Source organism: Pasteuria penetrans (genome assembly GCF_900538055.1).
In the GTDB taxonomy this organism is placed as follows: Bacteria; Bacillota; Bacilli; order Thermoactinomycetales; family Thermoactinomycetaceae; genus Pasteuria; species Pasteuria penetrans.
The window spans coordinates 1-22,073 of record NZ_UZAC03000004.1; the positions used below are offsets into that span (position 1 = coordinate 1).

The window sequence follows — 22,073 nt, forward strand, 5'->3', positions numbered from 1 at the left end:
ATCTTTTAGATTACGATAAAGTTATCAAAAAGGGTATGTCGTTTGCCCAGATTGACAAATTATTGAATGATGATCGGCTATTTGGCCATATAAGGACAAGCATTAAAGAAAGTATGAGGAGAGAGAAAGGTCTCAGACCAGGACCAACGACGATCACTGAGGTACTCGAGAGGGAGGTGGCAGCGGCAAAGAGGCTTACAGGACCGGGACCAAGTCTAGTGGATGATTTCAAAAATATGATGATATCCAAAAAACTGGGGAATAGACCTGAAGAACTATGGAATTTTATGGTGAATAAAAAGATGGAGGAATTGAGGTCCAGGGGGTGGGGAATCATCGATCCAGGAATACTGACGAAGCGCGCAGTGGGTAAATTGAAAGGGAGCGATTTATCAGAATTACGGAATCGACTCAGCAGAGAACAGGAAGGGTGGCTCTCAAATGGACAAAGGGGATGTTACAATAGGGAGAGTACGTCATGTATTATCTAATTATGTTGAGGGTGGTTAACGAAAGGGGGATACATTTTCAGTTAAATAAATTTTATATAATATTTTATTAAATAATGCTATTTTATTCATACTTCTTGTTTATTTATATATGAAATATGAATTTATATGTAAAAAATGTTGCTTTCTCCGGTCCCGTAGTTAGCGTAAGCAAATTGGGGGCCTTTTCCCTATAAAACTAAATAGTACCAATTTTCGGTTATTAAAAATGTGAAAATCCCTCCGAGGGTATGTGTGTCAAGAAATCGTTCAAGAGATGAAGGTTGCTCGGCCCTTTGTAACCAGCTGATAGGTAGCAGGTTACAAACCGCCTAGTGTTGCTGGGATAAAGTGCCCTGGTAGCGAGCGATCTAGGAAAAGGCAGGGTATGACCCTGTCAGGCGGGAATCGGGGAGATCAGCGAAAGCGAACCGTCCGAAGACGCATCGAAAAGTGTAGTCCATGTCAAAACCGATGTGGGTTCCTAACGTCGGGATGAACCATGGGGGATGACCTATCTACTGCCCTGGTGGCATGCGGTGTACAGGCGGGATGTGTGTCAAGAAGTCGTTCAAGAGATGAAGGTTGCTCGGCCCTTCGTAACCGGCTGATAGGTAGCAGGTTACAAACCGCCTAGTGCTGCTGGTGTGGAAACACCCCGGTGGTGAGCGATCTAGGAAAAGGCAGGGCATGACCCTGTCAGGTGGGAATCGGGGAGATCAGCGAAAGCGAACCAGCCGAAGACGCATCGAAAGGTATAGTCCATGTCAAAACCGATGTGGGTCCCGAACGTCGGGATGAACCGTGGGGGATGACCTATCTACTGCCCCGGTGGCATGCGGTGTTCAGGCGGGATGAACCCGATGTAGGCTCTTGATCGGAACTTGAGAGATCGTCGTACGGCGTCTGGCTGTCGCCAGATGTATAAAGACCGAGGACAAACCGAGGTTCCGTGCACGAAGTCGGATCAGCTCATAGTAGTGAGGAAGCTTCTGTAATGGAAGTGGAGCGAAGGGGCTGACTCATCCTGCGGAGGACAGTTAGATGAGAACTTTAGCGGGAGATCCGCTGGAGGAGATCAAACGACAACTTTAGTGGAGATCCACTATAGGAGGTCACTGGAATCTCGGAGCAACATCCCCATAATCGAAGTAGGACCTAAAGGGTCTGAAGATTGGGATGGGATGAGAAGAGCCGGATGATGCGAGAGTAGTACGTGTGGTTCTGTGAGAGGGTTGACTGAGATGCCAGCCCTACTCGACGTGAGAGACTCAGCTGAAATGCCCCGGGTCTACTCGACCTTCCCGAGCTGATCGCTATGTTCATTATTACAAAATATGTATAATATAATAATTTTTTCACTATTGCCCTATACATATGATTATTTATTTGTTATAATATGAAAAAATATATCTATAAAAACAAGGAAGTCGATACAGATGTCCTATTCCATGGTGCTGGTGTGGTCAACAAGGTTTGCAATTGTTTCTCGAGATTCAAATAAAAACAAAAAGTGGTCTTTTGCAGATTCATAAAAATAATTACATATACCTTTACAAAATTAAGCAAGATTCATTGATCCCTCAGCGATTTCGGGGGTTCAATAAAAAATAATCGATCGTACTAAATTTTCAGGTGCACTCCCCCAGAAAAGGATATCTTTCAACCCCAGAGTACTTGCACCCGAAATACGTACGCAGACTGTTTTATACTAAATTAACAATATAAAAATTTTTTTACATATAATTTGATTTAAAAATATTCTAATAAGTTATGATAATTTTTTCGGCGGGGGCATCATAAATACAATCAGGGATTAGTGTCCGAGGTTGGTATGGATTGGTTATAGGGATAGAATTTGTATTTTTCATAGGAATTTACCCCTATAGGAGAGAAGTTCTCCGCCTGTGCCCGTCTTGTGTCCCTGTGCCCTACCGAAGTATAATTGTCCCTGGGAGATGGGGTTTGGAACCTAGTAGGGTTGTTTCCCTGGTATCTTTTCGTTCATAGCCTGTTACCTATTCATCTTCTCTGCTATGTTTGTGTATATGGTATTTTTTATCCTTCGAAAAAGGTGTGTGTAAACATGTGGGATAAGAAGTTTTCTAAAGAGGGTTTGACGTTCGACGATGTCCTACTGATTCCCAGTCATTCTTCCCATAGTCCTAGGAATGTGGATACTGCCATCGAAATTTCTGCAAATCATAAGTTGAATATTCCCCTCATCAGTTCATGTATGGATACAGTGACGGAATCATCTACGGCCATCGCTATAGCTCGACAGGGCGGTCTTGGAATCATCCACCGCAATATGGAGATCGGGAAGCAGGCGGAGGAGGTAGACCGCGTCAAGCGTTCTGAGAGTGGCGTTATTTCTAATCCCTTCCATTTGCATCCCGGGGATAAGATCCATCAGGCGGAAGCCCTGATGGCCAAGTATAGGATTTCCGGGGTTCCTATTGTGGATCAACAAAAAAAATTGGTGGGTATTGTGACCAACCGCGATCTTCGTTTTGTGGAGGATTATGACCTACCCGTCGAGGATGTCATGACGGAGAAAAATTTGATAACGGCTCCTGTTGGAACTACATTGCAGGAGGCTAAGGTGATTTTACGGAAACATCGGATTGAAAAACTCCCCCTTGTAGATGTGGATGGTGTTCTTTGCGGTCTCATTACGATCAAAGATTTAGAGAAGGCCATGTGTTTTCCGACATCGGCCAAGGATCAACAGGGTCGTTTACTCGTGGGTGCTGCCGTGGGTGTGGGGGAGGATTCTATCCCCCGTACAGAGGCACTTCTGGATGCCCAGGTGGATGTCGTTGTTGTTGATGCTGCCCATGGACATGCCCGGAGCGTCCTCTCTGGGATAGAGAAACTACGGAGTCGTTATCCCAATTTGGCCATTATGGCGGGTAGTGTAACGACAGCAAGGGCTACGAAAGATCTTGTCTCTGCTGGAGCCACCATGATCCGAGTGGGTATGGGTCCTGGGGCTGCTTGTACCACCCGTATTGTTGCCGGTATAGGGGTTCCACAGATCACGGCCGTTTACGACTGTGCTACCGAGGCACGAAAGCACGGGGTCAGTGTGGTTGCCGATGGTGGGATTCGTTATTCTGGGGATATTGTCAAGGCGATCGCGGCTGGTGCAGACGCCGTTATGATTGGTAGTCTTTTCGCTGGTACGGAGGAATCGCCTGGGGACATTGAAATTTATCAGGGAAGGCGTTCTAAAGTGTACCGTGGCATGGAGTCTCTCGGGGCCATGAGGGTTCGTTCCCATGAGGGTAGTTGTTATCTTCTTCATTCGTCCAAGGAGAACCCGTCTCGATTTGTGCCAGAGGGTATCGAGGGACGAGTTTCGTGTAAGGGTCCCTTAGCGGATGTTGTTCACCAGCTTGTCGGTGGATTGCGTGCGGGTATGGGTTATTGTGGGGCGTGCACTTTGCGTGAGTTGCAGGAGAAAACGGAATTCATTCGTATTTCCCCTTCTTCCCTGCGCGAAAGTCATCCCCATGATGTGCAAATTACCAAGGAAACCCCGAACTACAAGATTTAGTGAGGGGGTTTTTGGGATTTTATAGATTATTTGTTTGGTCCAAAGGGAATAGGGGATTGCATTCTATTCCCCCGGTTTTCCCTCCGTGTTTTCCTCCCATGATCACATGGCCCTGCCCCTGTAGTGGGTTGTGTCCTGTTCTCTGCATGGTGATGGAGGATGGTTGGGTTTTTTAGTAACAAGGGGGGGGTGGATGGTAAAGAATACTGACGATATCGATTATCGGATTTTTGGGAATGAAACGCAGTTTGTGGAGATAAAGCTTGATCCGCAGAAGGGTGTCATTGCGGAGGCAGGCGCTATGATCACTATGGAAGAGGCCATCCAGATGGAAACCGTTTTGGGTGGTAAAAGAAATGTGGGTTTTATGAGTAAGTTGATAGGGGCGGGAAAGCTTTGGATGGTAGGGGAAAAGATGTTCCTGACGGTGTTTACCAATATGGGTCCTGGCAAACAGCGCGTTTGCTTTGCAGGCCCCTATCCCGGTTCCATTTTGGCTTTGGATCTTCGCAAATTCGGAAATCAGATCATTGCTGAAAAACATGCCTTTTTGTGTGCTGCGCGTGGTATTTCCATTGAGATTGCTTTTCAAATAGAGGATCCGTGCAGGTTTTTAGGGTGGTAAAGGTTTTGCAATGCAAAAATTAGCTGGGGATGGGTTGATATTCCTTCATGCAGGTGGATGTCTTCGGAAGCTTGAACTTGCCCCCAACGAGGTTCTACGTATGGATAGGGGATGCCTGGCAGCAATGACCTCCCCCGTTGATTATAATGTTCAGTACGTGGGTACTATCAAGAGTGCTCTATTGGGTGGCGAGGGTATTTTTTTTGTCACCCTCTGTGGCCCGGGTTACGTATGGGTACAATCCTTGCCTTTTGCCCACTGGAGAAGAATGACGTATGGATATGGGAATGCCCGGCAGCGATACCTCCTCCGTTGATTATGATGTTTGGTACGTAGGTATTATCAAGAGTGCTCTATTGGGTGGTGAAGGTATTTTCCTTGCTATCCTTCGTGGTCCGGGTTGTGTGCGGGTACAATCTTTGCCTTTCGCCCGCTGGCGGTACGTCGTGCGATGAAGGAGGCAGTTTGTGTCTTCCCTCTATGATCACATGGTTCTTACCCTCCGTAGCGAGTTATATCCTGTTTTTTGTACGGTGATGGAGGATGGTTGGGTTTTTGGTAACAAAGGGGAGGGGCTTTGAGATGGTAAAGAGCGCTGATGAGATCGATTACCGGATTTTTGGGCATGAAACACAGTTTGTGGAGATAGAACTTGATCCGCAGGAGGGTGTCATTGCGGAGGCAGGTGCTATGATGGCTATGGAGGAGGCCATCCAGATGGAAACTGTTCTGGGTGGTAAAAAAAATGCGGGTCTTATGAATAAGTTGATAGGAGCGGGAAAGCTCTGGATGGTAGGGGAAAAGGTGTTCCTAACGGTGTTTACCAATACAGGTTTCGGTAAACAGCGTGTTTACTTTGCGGCCCCCTATCCCGGTTCCATTTTGGCTTTGGATCTTCGCAAATTCGGAAATCAGATCATTGCTGAAAAACATGCCTTTTTGTGTGCTGCACATGGTGTTTCCATTGAGGTTGCTTTTCGAAAGAAGATCCGTGTAGGTTTTTTTGGCGGTGAAGGTTTTGTAATGCAAAAATTAGCTGGGGATGGGTTGGTATTCATTCATGCGGGCGGATGCCTCTGGGAGCGTGAACTTGCGCCCAATGAGGTTCTACGTGTTGATACGGGATGCCTGGCAGCGATGACCTCCTCCGTTGATTATGCTGTTCAGTACGTGGGTACTATCAAGAGTGCTGTATTTGGTGGTGAGGGTATTTTTTTCGTCACCCTCCGTGGCCCAGGTCACGTATGGTTACAATCTTTACCTTTTGTCCGATTGGCAAGTCGTGTGATGAAGGCGGCAGCTGAGGATGTGGGTGAGGATAAGGGGGGGGTATTAGGAAAAGCATTGCGTGCATTTGACGATTGATTTTTTATTTTTATATAGTAAAATAGTATGAATTTGAATGGGAAGGTTTCATTGCACTGATAGTTTCTGAATTGCTTCCCCAGTCGGAATCTGGGTTTCGGGGGAGTCACCGGTATTTCTTCCTGGACCTAAAATCCCCCATACGAAAATGAATCCCCACTTGATAGATTGGGGGATTCTGAAGTGGAATTTCTAACCTGTAGCTTTTCCCACCATAGCCCTCTTGGATCAACTTACCCGTCCCAAATTATGCCTCTGAATGCATGGGATCCCGATTTAGGGAAATTTTCAGCGGTACCTAGGATTTGAATGCACAGCCAGGGTCCGTATATTTTTTTTGAGGGTGATCTTTTTCTGATTGGGAACAGGTTTTTGCCATTTTCACCTTGCAGGGAATTTTCATTTTCCGGGAATTTCTTCCAACTACCTCCGGGGTCGTGATTTTTTTTCCCTTACGTTTGGGAAATGGCCAGGATGCTGTGTCTTATAAAATTCCTGGAATAATTTTATTAGTGCCCTTTTTTCTATTCTAGAGACATAAGAGCGGGATATGCCTAGTGTTTTGGCGATTTCCCGTTGCGTTTGCTCCTCTTTTCTATCCAAGCCAAAACGACGGCGAATGATTTCCTGTTCCCGAGGTGTTAGAACATGAAAGTATTGATAAATCTTTATTTTTTCTATCTTGGTTTGCACAAATTCCAGAACAGCATCTTTTTCCGTTCCCAATACGTCGATTAGGGTGATTTCGTTTCCTTCCTTATCCACGCCAATGGGATCATGTAGGGAGACATCTTTTCGAGCTTTCTTCAATGATCGTAAGTGCATGAGGATCTCGTTTTCAATACAACGTGCTGCGTAGGTAGCCAATTTCGTACCTTTGTCCCTCTGATAGGATTCGATGGCTTTGATCAATCCGATCGTTCCTATAGAGATAAGGTCCTCCGTGTTTTCCCCTGTATTCTCGAATTTTTTTACAATATGGGCCACCAGTCGCAGGTTGTGCTCGATGAGCATACTCCGGGCATGAGGATCCTGTGTGGTCTCTAGCTTGGTAAGATATAAATCCTCCTCTTCCTCGCTCAGCGGCTGTGGGAAAGCACTGTGTTTGACGTAGGCAACGATGATCCATTTAGGTAACAGGGCACCTAATGATGATAGCAAAAAGCTGAGCAACCGCACCACCCCCTGTGTCGCCCATTTTACGTGTGGGGGGCATGTTGCGTGATCGATAAAAGGCCCCTGCGATATAGATGTTGTTTTCCTATTGAGTTCTTTCTAAGGAAGGGGATTGGGTTTTTTTCAATCCCCCCGGGATTGATAATTTTTATATAGAATAATGTATTGGGGCCGTTCCCTGGCCTGAATCCTATGTAATTTCTTTTGGATTACATAGCATTGGATCCATTGGATGATAGGGTGAAAATGCCAATCCATATCCCCCAAGGGATCGGATCATAGCCCTTTCTTCCCTGCGGGGACCCATCAGTTGACCGGTTATGGGGGATCATGGGATGTACGAATGATCCTATGATCAGGAGGGAAGGGCATGGGATTGTGGAGCATAAGGGGAGGCTATGCATCATATAGATTTGGGAAGGGTGTGGATTATGGCGACAAAGGAGTCCCGGGGACGGGTGCCTCGAATTCTGATTTTGGGAACGGGTCCCGCTGGCTATACAGCAGCTCTTTATTTAGCACGAGCACGGTTATCACCTGTTGTAGTAGAGGGGAAAGAACCGGGGGGACAACTTACCACCACCACGGATGTGGAGAATTTTCCGGGTTTTCCCGATGGCATTCAGGGTCCTGAGCTTATGGAACGTATGCGGAGGCAGGCGGAATATTTTGGTGCTGAGATTCGGACGGGGAGTGCAACTGCTGTAGATGTTTCCCAAAATCCTTTCCAGGTAACACTAGGTGGAAAGGAAAAATTGTCGGTGGATGCATTGATTATTTCCACGGGGGCATCGGCAAAACTGCTAGGTATTCCCGGGGAAAAGGAATACATGGGTCGTGGTGTGAGTACCTGTGCTACCTGTGATGGTTTCTTTTTCCGCAATAGAAATGTCATAGTGATCGGTGGTGGGGACTCTGCCATGGAGGAAGCGGTTTATTTGACGAAATTTGCTACCCGGGTGACCGTTGTTCATAGACGTAACGAGCTGCGTGCCTCCATGATTATGCAGGAGCGTGCCCGGGAACATTCTAAGATTGATTGGGCTCTTTCCTGTACACCATTACGTATTCTTGCCCAAAAGGGAAGGGTCGTGGGTTTGCGTGTTCATAATGCCAATGAGGGGAGGGAGGAGACATTATCCACTGATGGAGTCTTCATAGCCATCGGTCATTGTCCCAATACCCGTTTTTTACGGGGCCAGGTGAAACAAACTGAGCAGGGCTATATTGTGGTTCGGCCGGGTACAACACGGACGAGTGTCCCCTTCGTATTCGCCTGTGGAGATGTTCAGGATTCTACCTATCGCCAAGCTATAACAGCAGCGGGCTCGGGTTGTATGGCGGCCATTGATTGTGAGAGGTTTTTAGCGGGAAATACGGCCCAGGATTGGTAAAGGTGGCAAAGCATCCTGTTTGTGGATATGGACCCCTGGACAAGATTTTCAGGGGGGATTCCCTCCATCTTCAGTCCTTTCCCTCATGGATTCATATTTAAAATATTTTATTATATTAAAAAATAAAAAAGTATATTTTGGTTCTGATCTTATCCCCCCTCTTCTACATAGTTTTTGCTACCTATCGATCCCATCTTGATGGATCCCAAACGGTAGCAAATTCTTGTTCTTTTTCGCTCCTCCTCCCGTCATGCTGTTTCATAAAAATAAAAAAATTTTATGGATATAGAGGGGTATATAGACTGATGTCCTATGGTATTTGTATTGCTTTACCACCGGCTCTAGATTGCGGGGAAAAAATGGAGAACGATCCCCTGGGGCATTCATCCTATGTACAGAAATTGGGGGTATCAACAGGGCAGGTGGTCCAAACCGCCAGGTGATTTGGACTTGTACGATCAAAATCGGGGAAATTTTAGGTGAGAAGGGCTTGGACGTGGTTGGATGGTCAGGAAGGGGGTGAATATCCGAGGGGTGGTCCTATCTTATAATTTTATTTAAATTTAATTTATTTTATACATAATTAATTTTATTTAAATAATATTAAATATATTTATTTTTATATAAATTATTATTTGTTATGCAATCATGTTTATATAAATTTATCTATAATACATATCAAATCAATCCTGAACTTGGGACATTGAACCGGCATAGGGTTGATGAATGAACGATCCCTCTTGGGTCCGGATTGTGGAATGGGTTGTGAAATATAAAATCAAAAAACATATATAGAGGTAAGAGAGCGGTGAAGAGGAGAATGATTACAGTATCAGACTTTTCCCCATCTGTTATTGAGCATGGACCCCGGCGTGGAAAAGCTGTTGCTATCACCATTGATGATGCGCCCAGTGATTCACAAACACAAAGGATACTGAAAATATTGAAAAAGGAAAGGGTGAAAGCTCACTTTTTTGTTATTGGTGAGAATGTGCAACATCATCCAGATCGATTGTGCCAAATTGTATCCGATGGGCATACGGTGGGGGCCCATTCCTGGGATCATGCCTCCTATCTCAAAAAAAACAGGGAGGAAGTATGGGAGGATCTTAAAAAAACAAGGGAAGAAGTTTATAAAATCATTCATCGCAGGATTCGTTCTTTCCGTTTTCCCTATGGCGAATCGGATTCGGAGCGTAGGAAGTGGGTTGCCGAAGCCGGTTATGTGATGGTGGGATGGGATGTCGACTCTCTTGATTGGGAATTAGGTGATCGTATTCGTAATCCGAAGGAAATCGTAATCTCCGTTCTTAGGGAGGCTCGCCCGGGTAGTATCATTTTGTTTCATGATAATGGAAAATATAATAAGGATTATGAGGCTTATTTACCCCAAATCATTCATGGTTTAAGGGTGACGTTGGGCTTAGAGATTGTTCCCTTAGATCAATTGATCCGGGAAAAACCCTATGGAAATAAGGTAAACAGAGGGAAGGGAATTGGGAGGCGAATGTCAGGATCCCCGTTAGATTCCCGCACACCGGATGATTTGATGGGGGTACCGAAGGATACAGAAAATGTGGGTTGCTGGGGAACAGGGTGGAAATGTGTTCAGGTGCTCGTTTACAGTACCTATTGGGGGGAATTACATGCTTTGGAAACAGGGAGGTCGTCAAGGAAGGGGAGGAAGGTTGTTGATGAACCCTCCCCCTATAGAGGTGTTGTTTTAGTAGCTTACTATCTTGCTTATCAACTGAGAAGACTTGGCATAGGGTCGTGCGCCCTTATCCCTAATTCCTGTGATGATCCACGTTGTCTCGTGGAAAGGGTTTTGAAAAATTACGGCCCTATTCCCTATCTTGTGGATGTACATAGGGATACTGCGCGAAGGGATCAATCGACGGTAGAATGTGAGGGCGATCAATATGCAGGTTTGACTTTTATTGTTGGTGGGGCTAGTGAGAACTTTTGTCATAATATCGCATTAGCGTTTGATTTGTATGATGGTCTCAATTTGATTTGCCCGGGATTGGCTAGGGAGGTAATAGCGAAAAAAGGGGAGTTGGGGCGGAGTGGAGAATACCATCCATTCTTGTCCCCGAAAAGTTTTCTCATCGAGGTGGGTGGCGCAGATCATATTCTTTCTGAGGCCTACAGATCTATGGAAGTATTGGCCTACGTTTTGCGTAATTGTATTTTCACTTGTCCTACTAGGGTGAATCACACAACCCTGGGTTAGATTGCAAATGGACCATGTTTTTTGTTGATCCCTTTGCAAATGCGACAAAGGTTGCAAAGAAATGAGGGAGTTATTTTTCTCTGGAGCAGCGGAATGGAAGGGGGCCAGGTAGGAAAAACTATGGAATATACGTTTGTTCCTCTTCTGTCCCGGGGGGTGAGCAGGCATTTTTTTGCAGACCAAACGGGAAAGAAAATTAGTAGGGGGAATCTTGGTTTCTTGGGCTATTACAGTCATGGTGGGTTTGCTATGGTTCCAACAACAGGGAGCTGATTCTGTTGGAGATGTGGTATCTCCCCCTCGGTCTCATTCGGGGGTGCAGAGGGAATTGGAAGGGGAGAAGGGAAAGAAGTCCCCCCAGTCACTGGTGGTTGATGTCAAGGGAGCCGTACGGCGACCTGGTGTTTATTCCCTTTCCGTTGGATCGAGGGTATATGATGCCCTACGGGTAGCTGGTGGCCTAGAGGAATTTGCGGATCCCCTAGCTATCAATCAAGCCCGTTTATTGACGGATGGACAGGCACTCTGTGCCCCTTCACGGAAGGGGGTGGAGGGGAAGGGATGTCCCTCCTCAGGGGGAGGAATGGGTGAAGCAGTAACTGGCGGTGGGGAAGTCGGGAAGGTAAATGTCAATACAGCTGGTATCAACGAATTGCAGAAGTTAAATGGAGTAGGGCAAGTTCGTGCATCCGCCATCGTGAGGACTCGGGAGGAGAATGGATTTTTTCGTACCCTGGCCGATTTGGAGAAAGTACCAGGTATGGGCAAGGCAATGATCCAGCGTTTGTCCAACCAGATTACGTTTCATGATGAATAGAGGGTGATATGTAAAAAGGAATGTGGAGTATCTCCAGGGATATGCATCGTATGTGTGAAGGAGACCCCATCCGAATAGGAAAAATCATACAGGACGGGGATCTTGTCCCGGTAATGGTGGGCCGTGTTCGATTGCGTGCGTAAATTCCTCGGGAGAGTTCCTTCGGGGGTTTTCTGGAGAATGTACCGTACGAAAAGGGGGTCCCAAAGATGGGGGGATCCTCCCTGAAAACCTTTGTTCAGGAATTCACACCCACAACGGAATGTTGCCCCCCTGGGTCTCCCCAATCCCGCCATAATTGAAGTCTGGAGACCCTCTTCATCTTCTAGGTACAAGGAGTAAGAAATGGGATCCGTTTTGTGAATCGACGAAAAATGCCGAAAAAGGATCTAGGAGGCCAAATCGTTGTCCTCTCCTTTATACACGTGGTAGGGATATACCCCTCTGCCCTTGATATTTTCCTCCTCTGTCGTCGTAGGAAACCTCACAGGGCTCATCAGCTACAAAAAAGAGAACCTGACAAAGGCCTTCGTTGGAATAAATACGCGCCGGTAACGGTGTTGTATTAGAAATCTCCAGGGTAACATGACCCTCCCAGCCCGGTTCAAAGGGCGTTACGTTCGTAACGATGCCGCATCGGGCATAGGTCGACTTCCCCACACAAACAGCCAAAACACCTCTGGGAATACGAAAGTATTCTACAGAATGGGCTAGGGCGAAGGAATTAGGGGGAATCGTACATATCGGTCCCTTGAAATCTAAAAAAGAGGATTCGTGGATCGCCTTAGGATCGATGACAGAGGTCCAGGTGTTATGAAAAATCTTATACTCATCCGCTACACGCAAATCATAACCATAGCTACTCAGGCCAAAACTAACAGCCCCCCCCTTACCGATATTGTTCCCCACGAAAGGGTCAATCATATTTTGTTCCTGCACCATACGCAGGATCCATTGGTCTGATCGTAATCCCATACCGAATCTACTCCTCCTCACTCATCTGTGTCCCTATTGTAACAAGATGGCGACCAGCCCGTGAAACCGGCGGGAGGGGGCAGAATTTGAGCGGGTGTGCAGCATTTTCAGGGGAATTTTTAGTCCTAATTTTTGGCCCTCCTGAGACAGCAACATCCCATTGTGGATGTGAATTCCTGAATGAGGTTCTCGGGGGATTTTCCCATCTAAGGTATATTGGGGCCCTGATCCTATTCCCCCTTTTTTCATGTATTTACTACCTACTCAATTTTGTCTTGATTCGTCAAAGTTGGATATTATTTCCTGAATCCTAAAATTAATCCTAAAATTGTGATGATTAATAACTTTTAAAAAAATAAGAGTATGCTTTTGAAATGGTAGGCCCTTCGACCGCCTAAAATCTCCCTTGCAACTCCAAAATGGAACTCTACCCTGCAGCACCATCTTTGGCTTCTTTTCTGGTTGAATGTATTTCTTTTGTCTGTATAGGCTAGTTGTGTTTCCCCTTATCTGTTTTCTCTTGGTTTGCTTTATGTCCATTATTTTGTTGATTCCTTCTGATTGCCGGGTTAGAACAAAACATTTTCAATTTCATTCCGTATTTCTAATCGTGTTTTCAACCTGTTTTTTTCTCTCCAACTTATTTTTTTCATAATTTCTCTGTATTTTCCCATAATATTTTCTCTTTGTTTTGCTATGCGTGTCCTTTCCCTTCGTTCCGCTATAGTGTCTCCTGAGTAATGATTCAATTCCCTATGGAATACTTTATTGATTTCTTTCTCTATTTTAGAAAAACCCTCCCTTGATCCGAGTGGATTATCTCTGTTTTTCCCCAATACCTTAAGGATACTCTCCGTAATTTCATCTGCTCGGTTCGATGTGAGTTCTCTTTCGGCATGTGGACCCAGAGTGGGGTCTTCTACTTTCCCTGTTTTTTCCCATTGATCCACCACGTTGTCGGAGTTGGATAGGATCTCCCCAACTTTTTTCCTCAGCGGGGTCTTCTACTTTCCCTGTTTTTTCCCATTGATCCACCACGTTGTCGGAGTTGGATAGGATCTCCCCAACTTTTTTCCTCAGCATAGATGAATCCTGCAATTCCAACGGATTGTTTTGGACCATTTCCTTGTATTCTATCATGAATTTCCCCTTTTGTTCTGCTATGCGCGTCCTTTCCTTCCGTTCCGCTATAGTGTCCCCTGAGTAATGATTCAATTCCCTATGGAATACTTTATTGATTTCTTTCTCTATTTCAGATAAATTTTCCCTTGATTCGGGTGGATTATCCCTGTTTTTTCCCAATACCCTAAGGATACTCTCCGTAATTTCATCTGCTCGGTTCGATGTGAGTTTTCTTTCGGTATGTGGTTCCCAAGTGGGGTCTTCTACCCCCGCAGGCGGTAGGTTCCCGTTGTTGGCCGTGAGGTAGGAGCGGTATGGCGTTTGTTGCAAGGTTTTCATGTTGGTTGCCGGAGGGGATGGTGATGATTTTTTAGACGATGCTTCAGTGGGTAGGATGGTAATAAAGGTTGCTAGGGGGATACCGAGGACTAGGGCTCTAGACCTTTTTTTGCTAGGGATGAAATTCATATAGTAAACTACCTCCTGTTTCTATTTATCTTACTTATCTTAATTTTGTTAAAAAATTAATTTATTAAAATTCACATAATTTACATTCAGATAATTTTATACCATAAAAATTACCTAAATAGGGGAAAGAGAAATCAGTGCAGTTTCTTTAGAACCCGTTGCTATGCCTTGTATTATGAAATTATATAAGTTTATTATATTTATAATGATATGTAAAATACGATCTGACCTTTCACTATTTTATAATGACAATCCCTAGCGGGACGGATCCCTTACGGAGCATCCCCGGAAACGATTCTGTTGTTTGCTTTCGGATTCGGAAATGGAGTCCCTCTCCCCTGCCATGATCATGGCAGCAGGGACAAGGGGCAGGGATAAATGGTGTTCTGATTGTTTTTCCTATTTCCTCTCCCCTCCCCGTGTTTTTTGGAAATGGACACTTCACTGTCTCCCATGAGGAACAGCAGCGTACGCACATTGTATAGGGAATGGAATGGGAAGTCAAAGTACCTCTTATTATCGAGTAGGCCCAGTACAGAGGTAGAACCGCGACAATCCGACGCTGCCGTGCGACAATTCCCCCTTATCCCGTGGGGTGGCTATAGAATCTTGTGGTGCCAATTAGGTCGTTAGTGGGGGTGATAAGGGGAACATCACTTTCATGTTTTTTTCCTAATTCTTGTTCAATTTTTCGTCTCCTCCCCCCAAATTTTTATGATAAACCCTCTATAGACGGCATTCATACCGTAAAGAAACAATTGCTAACCTATTAGTATGGGGGGAAGGATGGTCGGAGATTAGGGCTAATGAGAGAATGCTCGCCGCAGTGAAGGAGGTAGTATGCACGAGGATAGCTGCTGTGGTATTCCAACGCCGTGCGATATAACCCAACCACAGTCCAAAGACAAAGGGGAGAGGGGAGAGGAGGAGGGAGCCATTTTGCTGAGGGTAGAGAAAGGTGGATAATAATGTCCCGTACCATCCGAGTCTGGGTGATAGGGTACCCCGGAAGAGTATTTCAATGGTTGCCGGGGATATCCAAAAAATCAAATAGGGCAATATTTCCGTTACAGGTACATTCGCTTGGAGACCCTGCCACCAGGGGAGGAGGCCATTTTCGCTTCGGGCTACTCCGAAAACAATGGGTAGACAGAGGGTTCGTTTGATATTTTGGGCATGGAGCGGGATCATATCCAGGATTTGTGCAACCAGGAATTGGATTCCCATGGTACCGAAGGGCCAACTTACTCCGTATCCGATCATACGCAAGCATTGTGAGCAGGACAGGGTGTGAATGCGCAATCTTTTCCGAAGAGTTTTCATTGCATACCAGGGGTACTGAATAGGCCAACCGTTGCCTATTGCAGCTACAAAGGGCAGGAAGAGAAAAAAGGTGCTAAGGACGAGGAGGAGAAACAGTGTTCTCATGAAACCGGTTGAGGAAGAGGATGGGAAACTGTAGATACCCCCTGTAAGGTCAATATTGCTGATGGAGGAAAAAAGGGGTATGGAGAGCATGGTGGGGACTAGGGCCAGGGATAGTCTGTAAATGGGTCGCTGTGCCGCATTCATCTTGTTGCGGGGGAGCAGGGCGCGAGTAACAGTGGGGGAACTGGCTATCATTACACCCAACAGGGGGAGGATCAGGAGCAGGGATGGGGTCCATACAAGCTGGTTCCATACGGCAGTAAGGTCTACATTTTTTCTTAGCATGAGGGCATCATGGAGGAGCCAGGGAAATAGGATTTCCTTTGATGTCGTGTTATGGAAACGGAAAATTTGTAAGCTTCCTCCTACCGTCATCAGTGTCCCTACGATGTTCGCGAAATTGCCCCATCCTAGTGCGTTCCAAAACTTTGCGTTAGAGGGGGAACATCGTTCACTATAGTGGAGACATCCTAGGGAGAGGATTAATCCTATTCCTATCCAAATGGAGAAAAATACAGGCAATGTTTTTCCATCCTCAACCTGGATTTGTTATGAGTTTCGGGGATATGTGGCTTCCCCCCTCCTACTGTATCCCTCTGGGTTGTTTTTGGTGGTTTCCATCGACTCTGCGCATGACTGGTTTTATTAGGGTATTTCTATGGGTTCAGGTTACCCTTTAGGGGTACAGTTGAGAGTACAGGTAATCTATGTGGACTCTTTTGATAGCAGGAATTAGGGTTCTCGGATAGATGGAGGGGGGGTATAATGGGGATGCAATGTCCGTGTATTCATTGGGAAGAAATGAGGGAAGATTAGTGCAGTATATAGACCTTGATCCATCGGAGCAAACACGGGCGGAGAATTACCGTCTTCTGATCGGCTGTGTTGTACCACGGCCCATCGCATGGGTATCCTCTCAGAATGATCGAGGTATCATCAATGTAGCCCCTTTTAGTTTTTTCAACGCTATTGCTTCCTATCCACCGATGATTATTGTAAGTTGCGGACGGCGCCCGGATGGGGGGCGTAAGGATACGGCAAACAACCTATTATCCCAAGGGGAATTTGTTGTGCACACAGTGGATACCCAGAATGTGGATGTGATGAATGAAACAGCAGTAGAATTTCCCGCGGATCAGAGTGAAGCGAAGGCTTTCAATTTGTCCATGGTTCCCAGCAAGGTGGTACGGGTTCCCCGTATCGCCACCGCCAAGATTCAGATGGAATGCCGGTTGCAGCAGTCACTGCCTATAGATGGAGAGGACGCGAAACCGCAAGCGGACTTGTTCATTGGAGAGATTGTTCAATTTCATATACAGAGCGGAATATATAGAGAGGGAAAGATTGATGTGGGGGCCCTGGATCCTGTTGGTAGACTATCCGGTACAAACTATGTATCTGGTGGGGGAACCTTTTCCCTTCCTCGTCCTAGTTATGAAGAATGGAAGAAGAGCAGGGCGTGAATCCGCGAAAGGGTAGAATCGTCGGGGGTTATTTAGTCCCTTGTTTAGGGGCCTAGGGGGACGACTCCTTATTTTTTTATATTTTTATAAATATTATCTTTAATTTACTACTAGAAATTCCATCTTTTTGGATTATGGTGGTGACAATGAACAACATAATGACGAAAAAAACGAAATATTATGTATAAAAAGATCCTGCATGGGGAGGTCAAGGGTGGATATGAATTTGGAAATTGGCGTGGATAATCAGGAAATCGGGCAGAATGTGGATCCCGATAAGCTTGCACAGGCTATACAGTTTCAGAAGGAAAAGGGATTGACCCCTTACGACGCTATTACAGGCCCGAATCAGCTATGGGAGATGGGTATCAGGGTGGTTCCGCGTTTGGAGAAGGGGGAGGTGATCCACACCTATATCGTAACCCTCGTGGATGTATCTGATCGGTGGATTATTAGCTCTGTTATACAGGGAACATGTCTCCCGAAACACGCCGTTGATCTGTTGGAAGAGGCTGTGAGGAAGCGTGGGCCGATGGGGGGTCATTCCCTTGTTTTACGTCCCTCGCTGGACTCACAGTTTTACAATTCCCATTTTCGTGATGCTTGTAGGCGGTTAGGGATCACTTTTGAGGAATGGCCAGGGGAGTGAGGGTAGGCCTTTCCGCAGTCTTCGGAGGGGTTCAGGGGGTAAAAAGCCCAGTCCGCCATGTCCTGGGCTGATCCTTCAGGGTGATGTTTCCTGCAGGTATCGCAGATTTGAAATACCGTGATAGGGTGATCGGGGTAATGGATGGGAGTAGGGACAGGATGGGGGGACGTACGTAGGACCCAATAATTTTTATGATCCTAGGGGGTTCCCCCCTTGTATGCAAGATAGATGAGTGCTGCCGCCGCTACATTGACAGCGATGCGTGGTTGCTGATGGACTGCATTTTCCTGTGAACGTTGTTCTAATTCCCTTTCGTCTAGGGACAGACGCGAGAGTTCACGCTGGGCTTTCTGGAATCGTTGCGTGGCTTTCGTAGCCCATGAATGATCTTCAGCTTCCAATTCCTGGAGAACTTTTTCTTCCAGACAACCGATTGCTTTTTCCAGACTCATAGGGATAGGATGATGGGGCATCATTTTCGGATCATCCAGGGTATGGAGGGAGCGTTTCTGCCATAGGGAATAGGCATTGCGGATCATTTGTCCGTCCGTGAGCGAAATAGCCCAGTGGGTTATACGACTTTGTTTTCGATCACATTGATATATGATATGGAAAAATACAAAAAACCATGGTTTATATAGGTCAGGGTGGATGGTTTCCTCCCGTAGATGGGCAAATCTTCCGTTTTGTAGGGCACTATGCAATAAATTCCCCCATCCTTGTGTGCCGGGACGGAAAACCGTTTGCACCGGAACTGATGATGAGGGTGGTTGGAGATGGAGCGTACGGGTGACTGAAGAAGGGGGGGGACTGCCCTGAGACTGGATCCATTGGAGTGAAGGTCTTGGGAAGAGGTCCGTGTCGATGGAGGAGGGGAGATCCACCTGGATTTCGTTTTCTGTCTTGGACAGGATGGTGGCTCCATAGGCTCTGAGATAACGTTGTATGAATTCCCGATGGACTAATTTTCCGTGGTTTTTTGCAACAAATGATTCTATTGTATATCCATCCCCTTCCCTGAATATTGGTGTGTTCCCTCTATTTTATGGGCATATTTTAATTTTTTTGTAATGTTTTGTTCCTGTAACCATTGTGCCATGGCCTGATGAAAAGCCTGTGGTTCTTGGTGGGCAACCAAGCAATGGAGTAGTTGTTGTTCCCATTTCTTTTCTCCCCCCTTTGCTTGTAGTAGGGTGGGTATGGACCCGAATAGAGTTTCAAACAAACCTATCTTTTTTTCTAATAATTCCCAGATGTGATTTTCTACTGTGTCTTGGGCCAGTAAGTGATAAACATGTACATCTCTTTGTTGTCCTATACGGTGTAGACGGCCGATCCGTTGTTCCAAACGCATGGGATTCCATGGTAGATCGAAGTTGATGATATGGCAACAAAATTGTAGGTTGATTCCCTCTCCACCGGCTTCTGTTGCCACCAGTACTTGTACTTTTTTTTCAAATATTTCCATCATCCAGTCCTTTTTGTTTCGGCTGAATGTACCCCGGAAACCCACAGCGGGAATTTTTTCTGTTTGTAGCTGGCGCAAGAGCATAGCTTGCGTGGCGTAAAACGTTGTAAATATCACCACCTTCTCAGGAACCAAGCCTCGGATCAGTTGTATGGCATGGTCTGCTTTACTGCAGTGACTAACGTTGCGTAGCAGTGTGAGTAGGGAGAGGGCTTCGGGATGATCGGGTTCCCGTTTTAGATATCGGGTGAGTCCCAGGAGAGTGGCATCACGACCACTGCATATTTCCTTCTGCAACATAATGAGCTGTAATAGGGGGATTTTTTGTTGGTGGTAGTGATCACAAACGAACTGAGTAACAGCATCATAGAGGGTTCTTTCCATTTTTGTAAGGGAAATAGGAATGCAATACACCTTCCTTTGTATTTGCGGCAGGTATCTTTGTACTTGCGTACGCTGCGTGCGCACGAGCATTCGGGAGATTTCCTCTTTGAGTTCAGGGACATGGTCTATTTCGTTCTGTTTGCATGCATGGTGCTTCGAAAATTCCTTAATGGATCCCAGGCGACCGGGATAAAGAAGCCGTGCTAAGTTGTACAGTTCTTCCAATCGATTCTGTAGGGGGGTGGCTGTCAATAGCAGGCAATAGATCTTAGCCATCCGGTTTACGAAAAGCCAGTTCTGACTGCGTGGGTTCTTTAGTTTATGGGCCTCATCCACGATCAATAGATCGTACTTTTGGGATAGAATGATTTCTCTATGAGGGGGACGTTTGGCGGTATCGAGGGAGGCTACTAGTAGGGATTCTGTTTCCCACATCCAGTTTTTTTTCTGTGCACGGGCAGGTAATTGGAACCGGTTTGTCAACTCCTTCACCCACTGCAAGACTAGGGAGGATGGGGTGAGGATGAGGGCCCTTTTTACTTGATTGCGCAACCAATATTCCTTTAGAATGAGGCCCGCCTCAATAGTTTTTCCCAACCCTACTTCATCTGCTAGGATTGCCCGGCCATGCAGCTCATGGATTACCTTACGAGCAACCGCGATTTGGTGAGGTAACGGTTGGAGCGAAGGTAATTCCGCGGGTGCCTGTAATTCATCAAAGGGGGGTAGGCAGTTGTATTTTGCTGCCTCAATGGCCAGGGACCATTGTTCATAGGAGACAGGTTTCTCACGGGCTTTCCGGAAAAATGATAGCCAGGTACGTTCAAAAAAAACAGGGCAAGGGAGCATGGGGAGGCTACCTCCATGATTTGTTATTGGGGGGTCTCGTCCCCTATGATAGGATCATGGTTTGTGTGCGGGAAACAGGTTGTCTGTACATGTTTGTTATGGGCGGCTTCGGTATATGGTTTATTTTCCTGGTAGCGTAAGCGAGGATTGCCTATCCCTTTCCCTGGAGCCGCCCAGGTTGTTATTGTATGCAAAGAGGGCGGTGCTATCGATGGTCCTATTGATTTGGAAAGTACCAACCATGAGGTTGGGTTCATGTTGCGGATGTAAGCCCATAGCATTGGGAAATTCCTGCAGGAGGATCGTTGAAGTTCCTGAATTCCTTTGCATGGGTTCACAATGAATCTTAGTGGGGAAGGGCTGGACCTGATTCATCCAATTACGGGGTGAAGGTGTTGTGCTTCGGTCTGAAATGGCCTTCGCAGGGTGTTTTTTTTTACCCCTTGGGGGGTTCATTTCTAAATGGGGGAGGTGAAGAGAAATGGAGGATGAAAGGGGAAGGGAACTCATCAGCGAACCTGGGGGGGTGGATTCCCCCTGGCGTTTGTTAGCCTACGAGATTGGGGATGCGGCTTATCATATGGCTGTGGATGAAGCCCTATTGGGATCGATGCATAGCCACCACGGGCCACCTACCCTGCGTTTTTACGGATGGAAGCGGCCAACGTTATCCCTGGGACGTTTTCAGGACATGGTGGGAGGACAACGGGCAGGGGAAGTAGAGCGAAATGTTTTACTTGGGTCAGTGGATATGGTTCGACGTCCTACGGGGGGACGGGCTGTTTGGCACGGTGAAGAGCTTACCTATTCCCTTGTTCTTTCCCGTTATCATCCCGGTTTACCTACTTCAGTAGCCGGGTTGACACGTTTTTTGGCTACTGGTTTGGCCGTTGGTTTGGCAAAAATGGGTGTGTGGGTGGATGTATCAGCGGCTCGTTCTACCACAATGGGGGGAAGGGCGGCTGCTTGTTTTTCTATGATAGCCTCCGGTTCCCTGGTGATTGGTGGGCGAAAGTTAGGGGGTAACGCTCAGATTTGTTCTCGTGGGATTGTCCTACAACACGGTTCTCTTCGTTTGCGTCATTTGCGGCTAACAGATCATGGGCGGTTGGGGGGGGTGCGAAAAACCCATCCTTGGTATCGGCTAGCACAGCAACAGATGATCGCATCGGTGCCGTTGTCGGATCTGTTGTCCCCATTGCCTTGTGTTTCCGTTCTCTGTAGTTCCCTGGCAGATGGTCTTTCTACACTATTGGGTGTGAAATGGCATAAAGGTTTCCTAACTTCTTGGGAGAGAGGGATGGTTGCGCGTCTGCAGTCTAGCGTATATAGTTCCCCAACTTGGACATGGAACCGTAGGCGATATGAACCCTTTCCTTGCGGATATGAACGTTGTTGGTCCGGTCTGTCCAAGGTGTAGTGTAGTAGGGTGGGTTTGTTGGTAAAGTTGCAGAAACCCATTAAAGGCATTTTCGGTTCGTGGGTATGGGGATGTATGGAAACAGCAATGGGGATCCGTGGGACCAATATATTTGCGTTTCGCCCATTTTCCTCAATCTGCAATCTGCTCCGGCGCCCGCCCGAATGGGGCAGCATCCCGTTGG

21 protein-coding genes are annotated in these 22,073 nt (G+C 46.4%); 14 read left to right on the top strand and 7 right to left on the bottom strand.

Annotation, left to right across the window (positions count from 1 at the left end; translation table 11 throughout):
- The 7 genes from PPRES148_RS09845 to PPRES148_RS09870 form a co-directional block, all read left to right on the top strand.
- Positions 1-491 (top strand): hypothetical protein (locus PPRES148_RS09845; protein ID WP_223128039.1); only part of this gene is annotated, 491 nt, incomplete at its 5' end.
- A 700-nt stretch (positions 492-1,191) separates the two neighbouring features.
- Positions 1,192-1,365, top strand: a complete 174-nt coding sequence (locus PPRES148_RS12095; RefSeq protein ID WP_187820525.1) for a hypothetical protein — start codon at positions 1,192-1,194, stop codon at positions 1,363-1,365.
- A gap of 1,209 nt (positions 1,366-2,574) precedes the next feature.
- A complete protein-coding gene (gene guaB / locus PPRES148_RS09850; RefSeq protein WP_149454489.1) occupies positions 2,575-4,050 on the top strand; it encodes an IMP dehydrogenase in 1,476 nt (491 codons plus the stop codon).
- Positions 4,051-4,243: 193 nt separating this feature from the next.
- Positions 4,244-4,675 (top strand): AIM24 family protein, encoded by a 432-nt coding sequence (locus PPRES148_RS13120; RefSeq protein WP_149454490.1) that lies wholly within the window; start codon positions 4,244-4,246, stop codon positions 4,673-4,675.
- A gap of 10 nt (positions 4,676-4,685) precedes the next feature.
- Entirely contained in the window at positions 4,686-4,991 is a 306-nt protein-coding gene (locus PPRES148_RS13125; protein ID WP_149454491.1) for an AIM24 family protein, read from the top strand.
- A complete protein-coding gene (locus PPRES148_RS09865) occupies positions 4,951-5,130 on the top strand; it encodes an AIM24 family protein (protein ID WP_149454492.1) in 180 nt (59 codons plus the stop codon). Before PPRES148_RS13125 ends, PPRES148_RS09865 begins: the two co-directional genes overlap by 41 nt.
- A 127-nt stretch (positions 5,131-5,257) precedes the next feature.
- Positions 5,258-6,040 (top strand): TIGR00266 family protein, encoded by a 783-nt coding sequence (locus PPRES148_RS09870; protein WP_149454493.1) that lies wholly within the window; start codon positions 5,258-5,260, stop codon positions 6,038-6,040.
- A 423-nt stretch (positions 6,041-6,463) separates the two neighbouring features.
- On the opposite strand, the gene sigK is transcribed toward PPRES148_RS09870, so the two are convergent.
- A complete protein-coding gene (gene sigK / locus PPRES148_RS09875; RefSeq protein WP_149454494.1) occupies positions 6,464-7,213 on the bottom strand; it encodes an RNA polymerase sporulation sigma factor SigK in 750 nt (249 codons plus the stop codon).
- Positions 7,214-7,674: 461 nt separating this feature from the next.
- On the opposite strand from sigK, the gene trxB reads away from it, so the two are divergent.
- From trxB to PPRES148_RS09890, 4 genes are all read left to right on the top strand, one after another.
- Positions 7,675-8,610, top strand: a complete 936-nt coding sequence (trxB, locus tag PPRES148_RS09880) for a thioredoxin-disulfide reductase (protein ID WP_149454546.1) — start codon at positions 7,675-7,677, stop codon at positions 8,608-8,610.
- 305 nt (positions 8,611-8,915) lie between these two features.
- On the top strand, positions 8,916-9,053 hold the full coding sequence (locus PPRES148_RS12100) for a hypothetical protein (RefSeq protein WP_187820975.1): 138 nt from the start codon (positions 8,916-8,918) through the stop codon (positions 9,051-9,053).
- A gap of 377 nt (positions 9,054-9,430) precedes the next feature.
- The gene (locus PPRES148_RS09885) at positions 9,431-10,846 is read left to right on the top strand and encodes a polysaccharide deacetylase family protein (RefSeq protein ID WP_149454495.1); all 1,416 of its coding nucleotides are present in this window, start codon (positions 9,431-9,433) and stop codon (positions 10,844-10,846) included.
- 172 nt (positions 10,847-11,018) lie between these two features.
- Positions 11,019-11,663: a ComEA family DNA-binding protein gene (locus PPRES148_RS09890; RefSeq protein ID WP_149454496.1), complete on the top strand. Its 645-nt coding sequence runs from the start codon at positions 11,019-11,021 to the stop codon at positions 11,661-11,663.
- Between the two features lie 417 nt (positions 11,664-12,080).
- Here the strand turns inward: PPRES148_RS09890 and dcd are convergent, their stop codons facing one another.
- From dcd to PPRES148_RS09905, 4 genes are all read right to left on the bottom strand, one after another.
- Entirely contained in the window at positions 12,081-12,638 is a 558-nt protein-coding gene (gene dcd / locus PPRES148_RS09895) for a dCTP deaminase (protein WP_149454497.1), read from the bottom strand.
- Between the two features lie 569 nt (positions 12,639-13,207).
- The gene (locus tag PPRES148_RS12455) at positions 13,208-13,474 is read right to left on the bottom strand and encodes a hypothetical protein (RefSeq protein ID WP_223128040.1); all 267 of its coding nucleotides are present in this window, start codon (positions 13,472-13,474) and stop codon (positions 13,208-13,210) included.
- Positions 13,475-13,499: 25 nt separating this feature from the next.
- Positions 13,500-14,228: a hypothetical protein gene (locus tag PPRES148_RS09900; RefSeq protein ID WP_149454498.1), complete on the bottom strand. Its 729-nt coding sequence runs from the start codon at positions 14,226-14,228 to the stop codon at positions 13,500-13,502.
- 726 nt (positions 14,229-14,954) lie between these two features.
- Entirely contained in the window at positions 14,955-16,031 is a 1,077-nt protein-coding gene (locus PPRES148_RS09905; RefSeq protein WP_149454499.1) for a hypothetical protein, read from the bottom strand.
- A gap of 374 nt (positions 16,032-16,405) precedes the next feature.
- Between PPRES148_RS09905 and PPRES148_RS09910 the strand changes: the two genes are divergently transcribed.
- Together PPRES148_RS09910 and PPRES148_RS09915 are read left to right on the top strand one after the other, a co-directional pair.
- On the top strand, positions 16,406-17,119 hold the full coding sequence (locus PPRES148_RS09910; protein WP_246142989.1) for a flavin reductase family protein: 714 nt from the start codon (positions 16,406-16,408) through the stop codon (positions 17,117-17,119).
- 214 nt (positions 17,120-17,333) lie between these two features.
- Complete coding sequence (locus tag PPRES148_RS09915; protein WP_187820976.1) at positions 17,334-17,768, top strand: integrase catalytic domain-containing protein; 435 nt, start codon at positions 17,334-17,336, stop codon at positions 17,766-17,768.
- Positions 17,769-17,965: 197 nt separating this feature from the next.
- Here the strand turns inward: PPRES148_RS09915 and PPRES148_RS09920 are convergent, their stop codons facing one another.
- Together PPRES148_RS09920 and PPRES148_RS09925 are read right to left on the bottom strand one after the other, a co-directional pair.
- On the bottom strand, positions 17,966-18,793 hold the full coding sequence (locus PPRES148_RS09920; RefSeq protein WP_149454501.1) for a YqhG family protein: 828 nt from the start codon (positions 18,791-18,793) through the stop codon (positions 17,966-17,968).
- On the bottom strand, positions 18,763-20,469 hold the full coding sequence (locus PPRES148_RS09925; RefSeq protein ID WP_149454502.1) for a DEAD/DEAH box helicase: 1,707 nt from the start codon (positions 20,467-20,469) through the stop codon (positions 18,763-18,765). The genes PPRES148_RS09920 and PPRES148_RS09925 overlap by 31 nt, the downstream gene beginning before the upstream one ends.
- A 481-nt stretch (positions 20,470-20,950) precedes the next feature.
- On the opposite strand from PPRES148_RS09925, the gene PPRES148_RS09930 reads away from it, so the two are divergent.
- A complete protein-coding gene (locus PPRES148_RS09930) occupies positions 20,951-21,889 on the top strand; it encodes a lipoate--protein ligase family protein (RefSeq protein ID WP_149454503.1) in 939 nt (312 codons plus the stop codon).
- Positions 21,890-22,073 lie beyond the last annotated feature (184 nt).

Excerpts from the sequence above, each read along its gene's own strand:
- guaB (WP_149454489.1), top strand. The coding sequence starts at position 2,575 with ATGTGGGATAAGAAGTTTTCTAAAGAGGGTTTGACGTTCGACGATGTC.
- PPRES148_RS13120 (WP_149454490.1), top strand. The coding sequence starts at position 4,244 with ATGGTAAAGAATACTGACGATATCGATTATCGGATTTTTGGGAATGAA.
- PPRES148_RS13125 (WP_149454491.1), top strand. The coding sequence starts at position 4,686 with ATGCAAAAATTAGCTGGGGATGGGTTGATATTCCTTCATGCAGGTGGA.
- PPRES148_RS09865 (WP_149454492.1), top strand. The coding sequence starts at position 4,951 with ATGGATATGGGAATGCCCGGCAGCGATACCTCCTCCGTTGATTATGAT.
- PPRES148_RS09870 (WP_149454493.1), top strand. The coding sequence starts at position 5,258 with ATGGTAAAGAGCGCTGATGAGATCGATTACCGGATTTTTGGGCATGAA.
- PPRES148_RS12100 (WP_187820975.1), top strand. The coding sequence starts at position 8,916 with ATGTCCTATGGTATTTGTATTGCTTTACCACCGGCTCTAGATTGCGGG.
- PPRES148_RS09885 (WP_149454495.1), top strand. The coding sequence starts at position 9,431 with ATGATTACAGTATCAGACTTTTCCCCATCTGTTATTGAGCATGGACCC.
- dcd (WP_149454497.1), bottom strand. The coding sequence starts at position 12,638 with ATGGGATTACGATCAGACCAATGGATCCTGCGTATGGTGCAGGAACAA.
- PPRES148_RS09900 (WP_149454498.1), bottom strand. The coding sequence starts at position 14,228 with ATGAATTTCATCCCTAGCAAAAAAAGGTCTAGAGCCCTAGTCCTCGGT.
- PPRES148_RS09905 (WP_149454499.1), bottom strand. The coding sequence starts at position 16,031 with ATGACGGTAGGAGGAAGCTTACAAATTTTCCGTTTCCATAACACGACA.
- PPRES148_RS09910 (WP_246142989.1), top strand. The coding sequence starts at position 16,406 with ATGGAGGGGGGGTATAATGGGGATGCAATGTCCGTGTATTCATTGGGA.
- PPRES148_RS09925 (WP_149454502.1), bottom strand. The coding sequence starts at position 20,469 with ATGCTCCCTTGCCCTGTTTTTTTTGAACGTACCTGGCTATCATTTTTC.
- PPRES148_RS09930 (WP_149454503.1), top strand. The coding sequence starts at position 20,951 with ATGGAGGATGAAAGGGGAAGGGAACTCATCAGCGAACCTGGGGGGGTG.